Annotated in this window: 3 protein-coding genes; all 3 read left to right on the forward strand. The window is 58.6% G+C overall.

All coding sequences use genetic code 11. From position 1 onward, the window contains the following. Window positions 1-9 precede the first annotated feature (9 nt). A complete protein-coding gene (locus tag J4E53_RS05355; RefSeq protein ID WP_103308580.1) occupies window positions 10-9,294 on the forward strand; it encodes a hemagglutinin repeat-containing protein in 9,285 nt (3,094 codons plus the stop codon). Beyond that, a complete protein-coding gene (locus J4E53_RS05360; RefSeq protein WP_256587162.1) occupies window positions 9,279-9,821 on the forward strand; it encodes a hypothetical protein in 543 nt (180 codons plus the stop codon). Before J4E53_RS05355 ends, J4E53_RS05360 begins: the two co-directional genes overlap by 16 nt. Before the next feature lie 192 nt (window positions 9,822-10,013). Further along, window positions 10,014-10,391, forward strand: coding sequence for a hypothetical protein (locus tag J4E53_RS05365; RefSeq protein WP_256587161.1), 378 nt, complete (start codon window positions 10,014-10,016; stop codon window positions 10,389-10,391). The last annotated feature ends 18 nt before the right edge of the window (window positions 10,392-10,409 follow it).

The raw sequence follows: 10,409 nt of genomic DNA on the forward strand, positions 1-10,409 counted from the left end.
GAACTGATCATGGACGACCGCCAACACGCCTTCCTGGCCCGCCAGCCTTCTGCTGCCCTGAAAACCCGCGACGCCTTCTGGGGCATGCCCAAGCGTGGCCTGGCGTTCCTGCTGGCCAACGTCATGTTCTGGCAACCGATGTGGGCCCAGGCGGGCGGCATCGTGGTCAGCGCCCCGGGCACCAGCCTCGGCCAGGCCGGCAACGGCGTGCCGGTGGTCAACATCGCCAAGCCCAACGGCAGCGGGCTGTCGCATAACCAGTTCAAGGACTACAACGTCGGCAGCAACGGCGTGATCCTCAACAACGCCACCAACCCGGCCCAGGCCACGCAGCTGGGCGGGATCATCCTCGGCAACCCGAACCTCCAGGGCACGGCCGCCACCACCATCCTCAACGAAGTCAACGGCGGCAACCCCAGCCAACTGCGCGGCTACACCGAAGTGGCGGGGCAGTCGGCCCACGTCATCGTCGCCAACCCTTATGGCATCAGCTGTAACGGCTGCGGTTTCATCAATACCCCAAAGGCGACCCTGACCACGGGCAAGCCGATCATCGAAAACGGCCAGGTGGGTCGCTATCAGGTGGACCAGGGCAGCGTCGCCATCGAAGGCGCGGGCCTGAACGCGAACAACGTCGACCGCTTCGAAATCATCACCCGCAGCGCCAAGATCAACGCTGAGATTCAGGCAAAAAACCTGACCATCGTGGCCGGGCGCAATGACGTCAACGCAGGCACCCTGAATGCCACTGCCCGGGCCGACGACGGCAGTGCCAAACCCGAATTGGCCATCGATTCCTCGGCCTTGGGTGGTATGTACGCCGGGGCGATCAAACTGGTGGGTACCGAGGCCGGAGTCGGGGTGAAGCTGGACGGCAAGATGGTTGCCAGTGGGGGGGATATTCAGCTGGATGCCAATGGGCATTTGAGTTTGGCGCAGACGGCCGCCGCCGGTGCTGTCGACATCGCGGCCAAAAGCCTGGAAACCCGTGGCCAGGTGTACGCTGGTAGCCGCTTGGACGTTAAGACCCAGGGCGACCTGACCAGCCAGAAAAACCTGGTGGCCCGCGACAGCATTCACCTGGACAGCGGCGGTACGCTCAGCAACAACGGCATCATCGAAGCCGGCGTCAACGCCGATAACAGCCGCAATACCACGGGCGATGTCTCCCTCACGGCCAAGCAACTGAACAACGGCGGCAAAACCGTTATTGCCAGTCGCGACCTGAACGTCACGACCAGCGCTGCGCTGAACAACCAGGGCGGTACGCTCAGTGGCCAGCGCAAGACCACCGTCACCGGTAACGTGGTGGATAACCGCAATAAAGGCCGCATCCTCGGCAACACCGAACTGCACCTGACCGCCGATCAGGTCCTCAACAGCCAGGGCGGCCTGATCAATAGCCAGGGCCTGCTGACGGCCAACCTGGGCCACCTGGAAAACAATGCCGGTGAATTATCGAGCCTGAACAGCGCGACGCTGATCCTCGGCAGCCTGGACAACCTGACCGGCCTGGTCATGACCGGTAAAAACCTCGACATCACCAGCACCGGCGCGATCAAGAACCAGGGCGGTGAATTGTCCAGCCAGGGCGTTGTGACCGTGCGCACCGCCAGCCTGGACAACAGCAACAAAGGTACTGTCGCCGCCAATGGCAAGTTGCTGGTCAGTGCCAGCGACTCGGTGAAAAACGCCGAAAAGGGCCTGATCGCCAGCCGTGAAGGCGCGCTCGAACTCGATGCCGCCAGCCTGAACAACGCCAAGGGCACGTTGCAAGGCAAGGGCCTGGTGACCGTGGATGTCGCAGGTGATATCGATAACCAGGGTGGCAGCATCATCGCCCAGGACGCCAAGCTGAGTGTCTTCGCGATCAACCTGGACAACCGCGGCGGCGTGCTGTCCAGCGTCAAGGCCGCGCTGGAGGCGCGGGCCACGGGTGTGCTGAAAAACGGCTATGACGTGAACCGTCGGGGCGGCACGATCCAGGCCCAAGGACTCAGTATCCAAGCCTTGGCTGGGCTGTTCAACGACGGCGGGCGCATCGCTGCACAAGCCGGCGATGTCGTGATCACCAACGCGGGTGCGGATATCAACAATCGCAACGGTGGGATATACGCCACGGGCAAGGTCCAGGTCATTGGTCGGGACATGGACAACAGCGGCGGCGGGCAGGTCAGCGCCAGTCGCATCGACTTTGACCTTTCGGGCGCGCTGAACAACAACGCGGGCATCATCGAAAGCCAGGACAGCCTGGATATTCTGGCCGCGAGCCTGAGCAACCAGAAGGGCCAACTGCGCACCCTGGGCAAGAACAGCACCACCGTGTTCGACATCGGTGGCCTGTTCGATAACAACGACGGCACCCTGGAAACCGCCAGCCAAAATGTGGGCCTGGACACCGGCAGCATTCAGAACGCGGGTGGCAAGCTGTTGCACACCGGCCTGGGAGTGTTCGGTATCAGCCAGGCCAACCTGGGCCAGGCGGGCGGGCAGTTGGTGACCTACGGCAACCTGACGGTGACGGCTGATCGCTGGACCAACAGCACGGCGATCCAGGCCGGGCACCTGGTCGTGGATGTCGACCAGTTGACCCAGACCGCCACCGGCCAGTTGCTCAGTACCGATAGTATGGTGGGCCGTGGCAGCAATTGGCGCGTCGACGGCCTGATCGGCAGCGATGGGGCCATCGACCTGCAACTGACCGGCGCCTATGCCAGCAACGGTCGCTTGAGCAGTCTCGGTGCCCTGGGCCTCAAGGCCGCGCTGATCAATCTGGAGCAAAACGGCAGTATCGCCGGCGGCGGCCGCACAACCGTCGTGGTCGATGGCGTCCTCAACAGCTACGGTCGCCTGAGCTCGGCGGCGGACATGAACGTCACTGCCGCCACGATCAACAACTACGGCACCCTCGGCAGTGCCGGCGCGCTCGGCGTATCGACCGGCGACCTGCTCAACGAGCACGGATTGATTTTCAGCGGCGGCAATACCAGCCTGCGCGTCAATAGCCTGACCAACCGCTATGCCGATATCTACAGCCTGGGCGATCTGAGCATCGATCGCGACGGCCTCGGCACTCGTGCCAACCGAATCCTCAACAGCTCCGGCTCGCTGCAGAGCGATGGCAGCATGCGCCTGGCGGCCAGCACGATCGACAACGTCCGTGAGGTCTTGACCGCCCACGACGCGGGCATCTACACCGCCTCGATCAGGGAAGTGGCCTGCATCGAAGGGGTCAACGCCGGCGACTGCAGCGGTGGCAAGGAGAACCACGTCTGGCAGATCATTCAGCGCGACAAGTTCGAAGTCACCGCGGCCAGTGCCGCCTCCAGCATCACCACCGGCGGTAACCTGGATATCCAGGGCGACACCCTGACCAACCGGAGCAGCAGCATCGGCGTCGGCGGCGCATTGACCGCCAACCTCGTTAGCCTGGACAACATCGGCATCGAGACCGGCGAGACCGAAACCTCGCGCACCTTCATGTCCGAGCGCACGCGCAGCCCAGGTGGCTGGCGCGCCGCCGCCAATGACTTCACCAACAAATACTGGTTGCAGAGCCCAGGCTACAACGCCAATGACCTGGGTGGCCTCGAGGCAGCGATGAGCCGCTTCATCGGCATGACCGAACGTGAGCTCCCGCAGTTCCGCACCCAGGCAAGTACTACCGATAACCAGACCTACGCCGCGATTATCCAGGCCGGTGGCGCAGTCGATGTCCGCACCTCGGGTAACACCGACAACAGCGTCGTGCGTGGCGGCTACAACTATGTCGGTGCCGGCCCGCGCACCGACACCCAGGCCGACAACGCCTTCTCGACCCGCATCAGCGTCAATCGGCAGCTACCCCCGAACCTGACCCAGCAACAGGTCGATCCGCTGGCCTTGCCGGGTTTTGATTTGCCCACCGGGCAAAACGGCCTGTTCCGCATGAGCGGCGAAGGCTCGACCACGCCGACCCAAGGCTCAGGCCTGACCCAAGTACGCGGCCTGCCGGACCGCTCGTTCCAGGCCAACCCGCAAAAATACCTGATCGAGACCAATCCGGCGCTGACCGACATGCGCCGCTTCATGAGCTCGGACTACCTGCTGACGAACCTGGGCTACGACCCCGACATCGCCGCCAAGCGCCTGGGTGACGGCTTCTACGAACAACGCCTGATCCAACAAGCCGTGATCGCCCGCACCGGCCAGCGCTTCCTCGACGGCCAGACCTCCGACGACGGCATGTTCAAGTACCTGATGAACAACGCCATCGCCAGCAAGGACACGCTGAACCTGTCCTTGGGTGTCAGCCTAACCGCCGAACAAGTCGCGGCCCTGACCCATGACATCGTCTGGATGGAAACCCGCACGGTGAACAACGAGCAGGTGCTTGTGCCGGTGCTCTACCTGGCCCAGGCCAACAACCGCCTCGCGGCCAATGGTGCGTTGATTCAGGGCGCCGACATCAGCCTGATCACGGGTCAAAACCTGAACAATGCGGGCACCTTGCGGGCGTCCAGCAACCTGAGGGCTTCGGCTGGCGACAGCTTGGTCAACAGCGGGCTGATGGAGGCGGGTGGTCGGCTGGATGCGTTGGCGAGTAATAACCTGACTAACAGGGCGGGTGGGGTTATTGCTGGACGGGATGTCAGTGTTGTGGCGGTGGCCGGTGATTTGACCAACGAACGAACCATCACCACCCATGCCAGCAGCACCGGCTCCAAGACCGAGCGACGTGATTTTGCCGACAGCGCGGCGCGGATTGAGGCGAGTCATGATCTGAGCGCGGGCGCTGGGCGGGATATCGCCAATGTTGGTGGTGTGCTCAAGAGTGGCAACGACACGAACTTGCAGGCGATGCGTGATGTGAACCTCACCTCCGCCAAGCAGGTGGACAGCCATACGCAGGGCAGCAAACACCGGGACCAGACCATTACCCAGAATGGTTCCAGCGTGACGGCTGACCGCGAGCTGAAGGTCACGGCCGGGCAGGACCTGAGGGTCGTTGCCAGCAACGTCATCGCCCAGACCCGCCTGGCGCTGACAGCCGGGCGCGATATCGCCATCGAGTCCGCAGCCAACGAAAGCCATCGCGCGTCCCAAAGCAAAAAAGTCAAAAGCAGCAGCGATCTGGTTCGCCAGCAGTCATCGCTTGTCCAGTCGGGAGGCGACCTCAGCGCCAAGGCGGGACAAGACCTGAGCCTGGTGGCCAGCCAGATGAAAGGCGCCAAGAATGTTGCCCTCGATGCCACGCGCGATATCAATTTGTTGTCCGCGACGGACGAAGCCGCGGAGTTCTACTCGAAGAAAAGCAAAGGCTCCTTTGGCCGCAGTAAAAGCGAACAACGGGAAAGCTACCACAGCACCAACATCGCATCCGTGGTGGAGGCGGGGCAGGACCTGACGGTCAATACCAGCCAAGCCGCCGGTGGCGGTGTCACGCTGGATGGCGGTCGTAACGTCACCGTGATCGGCAGTCAGTTGAAGGCCGGCAATGACTTGGTCGTCGGTGCCACGGGTGATGTGGCAGTGCTATCGGGTGTCGAGGAGCATGGCTCCTACAGCAAGAAAACCAAATCGGGTTTCCTCGGCTTGTCCAAGAGCGGCAAGAGCGAATTGAAGACTACGGCCTCCCAGGTAGCCAGTGAGCTAGAGGCCGGCAACGACGTGGTGATCGCGGCAGGCAACGACTTGCGCGTGCGGGCCAGTGAGACCACTGCTGGCAATGATGTGGAACTGCGTGCGGGTCTGGTCAAGGACAGTGGCGACATTAACCTCGTCTCGGCCAACGATACGGCTTATAGCCGGAGTGAGGAGTACAAGAAGAAAAACGGGTTATCGGTGTCGGGTGGTTTCCTCTCGATCTCCTCGGCCAAGGAAGCGGGCCGGCAAGCGCAAAGCAGTACCAGCGTGGGCAGCCAGGTTTCCGCTGATCGCGATGCGACCCTGCAGGCAGAACGCGATATCAACCTGATCGGCAGCGGCATCGATGCCGGGCGCAACGTCAGCTTGAATGCCGGACGCGACGTAAATGTGCTGGCTGCGCAGAACAGCCGTTCCGAGCAGGACTGGGAAAAGAACAAACAAGCCGGGATCGGTGTGTCTTCGGATGCCAACGGCATCAGTTTCTTCGCCGGTGCGGACCGTACCAAAGAGAAAAACCGGCTGGAGCAGCAAACCGCTGCTGCCAGCCAGATCAGTGCAGGACAGGACGTTGCCGTCAACGCTGTGCGGGACATCAACCAGGTCGGTTCAGATCTGCGCGCCACCCGTGATATTGACCTCACGGCCGGCCACAACATTAGCATCGATGCGGCACGCGAAACCCAACGGATCGAGCAGGAGCGCGAAGCCAGTCGTAATGGCCTTGGCATTTCGTTCAATCATAACTATGGCAACACCAAGGATGCGGTCAGCGGCGCGGGTAAAGGGGAGAACGGCGTCAGCAAGGGTTCCAGCACCCTTAAAGGTATTGATGCCGTCGCCCAATTCGTCAACGGACCGACCGTTGACGTCAAGTTCGGCAACAGCACGCAAACCAGCAGCCAGCAGGTCATTGAGCAGACCAACCGCGCGTCGACATTCGATGCGGGCAACGACCTTAATCTCAATGCCGGCAACGACGTCACGGTCAAAGGTGGTCAGCTAAAGGCCGGGCGAGACATCAACGTCAAAGGGCGCGACGTAGCGCTGGATGTGGCAAAGGGCAGTGTCACCCAGGAAAGCAGCGAGCGCCAAAGCTGGAGTGGGATTCATGGTGGCACCAGTGGCGGCTTCAAATTGGGGGTGGGCGGCAGTTACGGGATAGCCACGGAGGATGGCGTCTATGGCAGTTCCACTGCCACCCAGGTTGCCGCTGGGCGGGATTTCAACGTGGATGCCAGCCATGACATCAACCTGATAGGAACGCAGGTCAAGGCTGGGCGAGATATCGCGCTCGATGCGGGTAATGAGCTGAATATTCGCTCGGCGCAGAACGACAGCAACAGTGAAAAAAACCGCCACAACGGTGGTGGCGAGGCCGGCCTGACGTTCGGCTCCCAAGGCGTAGGCGTCTACGTCAGCGTGAACATCGGTAAGGGTGATCTAGAGCGTGAAGGCGAGCGTCAGCAAGACGCTTACCTTTACGCAGGTAATCGCCTGGGCTTCACAAGCGGCAAGGACACCAACATCAGCGGTGGCACCCTGCGCGGCGATGAGGTCGTTGGCCGTGTTGGCGGTGACCTGAACGTTTCCTCGGCCCCTGATACAGGCACGGTCAAAGGCAAGGAGTTCGACCTCAGCGTTACCGCTACCTTTGGTCCTGGCGCCGGCGTCAGCGGCTCGGTGGGGTATGGGAAAACGACCGGTGAGACCCATTGGGTTGGACAACAAACCAGCATTACCGGCAAAAACAAAGTCGACATCCGCACCGAGGATCACACCCAACTGGATGGCGCCTTGATCGCCGCCGATAACGGCAACCTCAAACTGGACACCAAAACCCTGGGCTTCAGCGACATCGCCGGTAAGGACAAGGAGCACGGCTACTACCTGAATGTCGGTGGCAGCTATTCCCAAGGTGGCGGCGGCGCCCAGGACAGCAGCCAGGTTGGCAAAGGCGAAAAAGATAAAAACGGCTGGAGTGTCAGCGGCTGGGAGTACGAAAAGGATCGTCAACAGATCGTCCGGGCGACCGTTGGGGCCGGCGATGTGGTGGTGCGTAATGACGCTCAGACCGGGGCTGATTCGACGGTTGGACTCAACCGGGACGTGAGTAGGGCTTACGAGATCACCAAGGATGAAGAGTCTCGGACCGATCTGTATGTCACCAAGTCCTCGGTGGACGCCGTGATGGATACCTCCGGGACGGTGGAGGCTTGGAAAAACAGCATCAAAAGCTATCCCGATAGCAGCTTGAAGGCGTATGAGGATGCACTCAAGTTGGTTAATGGGCCGGTCCAGGCCACCAAGCAGATCTGGACCAACATTCAGGCGCAGCGGGTTTCGATTGATGAGGTGCCTGCGGCGGCGAGAGCTGCGCTGGGGGATGAGGTTGCGCTGAATATTGCGAAGAATCTTGTTCGCAATGGCAAGGATGCTGGGGATATCAAGGATCTGGAGCCTGAGGATGTAGCTGCTATCCAAGTCTTCGCGAAGAGATTTGAAGAGTTTGCCAAGCTGCAAGAAAGTTGCGACGCCAAGGGGGGCTGTGTATCAAATGATTCGGAGAAAAAGCCTCGTACTCTTGCTTGGTATACGGATACCGATGGCACCTTAAAGTGGAGAAAGGTCGAAGACGTTCGCGTGGACACGCCGGGCAGAAAGCTGCTGCAAGAAACTGCGCGATTGCAGACATACTTGGACGGTCTTCCAGTAGAACAAGCTCAGCTCCTGGGCTTGGGGATTCAGGCCGTCATGGGACCTGCCAAAATGGCGGTTGGTCTCGCCGGGAACGTGGTGGTCGACAAGCTGTTTGGCGACAAAATAGCTGCGGCAAAAGATTCAATATCGAAATCGATTGCCAGTGAACTCAGTGACAAAGATAAGGCTGACCTGGAGATTAGCGATAATCTCTTCAAGGTTCGCCACGAGCAAGGCCGCGATAAACAATCTGGAGATGTGTACGTTCGTGGCGCAACGACGCTGCTGAATATCGCTTTGGGGACCGTCGGGAACGCGGTGGGATCTGGGGCGGGTAAGGTTATCGGTATTGTTGGTAAGGGGCCTTCGGAGGGTATAGCGAAGGGCGCTGATGGGCTGGAGATTGATCCGAAGCATCCTGATTGGGCCAAGGAGTTTGGGGATACGCCGTCGAAGGGGTGGGTGGAGGCGGGTGGGGCAAAAGGGCTAGACCTAGCTCTGCCCTATGACCAAAGGCTACTTTCAGGAATGCCTGGTCAAGTAACTGGTGGTAGCTCAACAAAGCTAGGGCAGAATCTGAACCAAGCAATGGGGAGAAATCGCACCGACTCGTGGGCTGGTTACCAGGCTCAACACCTGATTCCTTCGGAGTTAAAAAATCATCCCGTTCTGAAGAAGGTGGGTATTGATCTGGATGACTCCTCTAATGGCATATTTTTGCCGGCAAGCAAAGCTAAGCCAGAAGGCGCCATAAGCGGTATGCCGAGACATACAGGTAGCCATCCAAACTATACTGAGGCTGTACGCAAAAGCTTGAATGGGATGGACCGAAATCTACCCGTGGAACAGTTGCAAAAACAGGTTTTCGACTTGCAAGTCCGGTTGAGAAATGTTACCGAGTCGGGGATGCCGGTCCGTAATGTAGACGGTGCTAAGACGGATGTATGGTTGAAATGGATAAGAAAGTAGACTTAGGTGAGAACACCAATCTGGTAAATGAAGTTGTTGACTTTATAAATAGTGGGTTGCTTTTGAATCCTATTAATCAGGTTATTTCGGAAGAAAACGAAATTACTGATCTTGATGTGGCTAAAAGGTTTGCTTGGGATGATGTCTATGGGGAGGAGTCTTTAACTTGGGCTGATTTAAGGTCAGAGAAAATGAGTGAGGTTTGGAATGTGGTTTATGGGGGAGGTGAGAAATATGCTGAGATGGATATTAAGCTGTCCGAACTTTTGGATGAGTTAAGCGAATCAGTTAAAAAGCAACTCCCTCCAAAGCATAAAGAGCTATTGGATGATGTCGTCTCAGATCTAAAGTGCTGTCTGTATAGTCGAGCTTTTCAAGGTAAGACGAATGAATTTTTTGAGGAGATGTTTTCTATCTATTTAGGAGGTGGGTGGCCGTGTGGCTGGGTAGGTGACTGGTCTAGAGGTCGTCTACTTGTCTATCGTGACGGTGCAACGAGCGAAAAGGGGACAGATTTTATTTTGTGAGGCGCAGGGACCGAGAAGAAAGCGAAAAGGGGACCGAAAAGGGGACGGGCCGAAAAGCAGCGAAAAGGACAGCGAAAAGGGGACAGATTTATTTTATGAGGTCAGAGGGAGTGGGTTTGTTGGCTTACTCGGTGTTTTAAAATAAATCTGTCCCCTTTCTCTTATTGGTGGAGAAGCCATAGGAGGTGGGATGTGAGTCTGAGTGATCCTAGTTGCTTCAGTGATGAGCTGATGGCATTCGTTATCACCTGTCTCTTTTGTGGGGCTATAAGCAGGGATGAGCTTAATTTTTGGTGCGGTCAAGCTTTGGCGCTGAATAACGCTCCAGTATTTTTATATGAGTTAATGGATTTCCATGATGAAATTTTCAAGGTCTATAAGGTAATTGGCTATGTCCCCCATTGGGAGCATGCGGAAGATGACGAACATGCTTTGTATGGTATTGCTGTTCGTCGAGGGTTTGAGCCTTATGACATGCCTTTAACGTCAGATGAAGCGCTTGCGCGTCTCGATGCGTCGCCAAATGTTGAGCGGCTGTTTAGTCAGGTTTTTGACTTTATCAAGATGTAGCAGGTGCAAAAGGGCATC

Origin of the sequence: Pseudomonas sp. FW305-28 (assembly GCF_017351395.1) — a bacterium.
In the GTDB taxonomy this organism is placed as follows: Bacteria; Pseudomonadota; Gammaproteobacteria; order Pseudomonadales; family Pseudomonadaceae; genus Aquipseudomonas; species Aquipseudomonas fluorescens_AA.

What these genes read in the sequence shown, in the direction of transcription:
- J4E53_RS05355 (WP_103308580.1), top strand. Translation starts at nt 10, where the DNA reads ATGGACGACCGCCAACACGCCTTCCTGGCCCGCCAGCCTTCTGCTGCC.
- J4E53_RS05360 (WP_256587162.1), top strand. Translation starts at nt 9,279, where the DNA reads ATGGATAAGAAAGTAGACTTAGGTGAGAACACCAATCTGGTAAATGAA.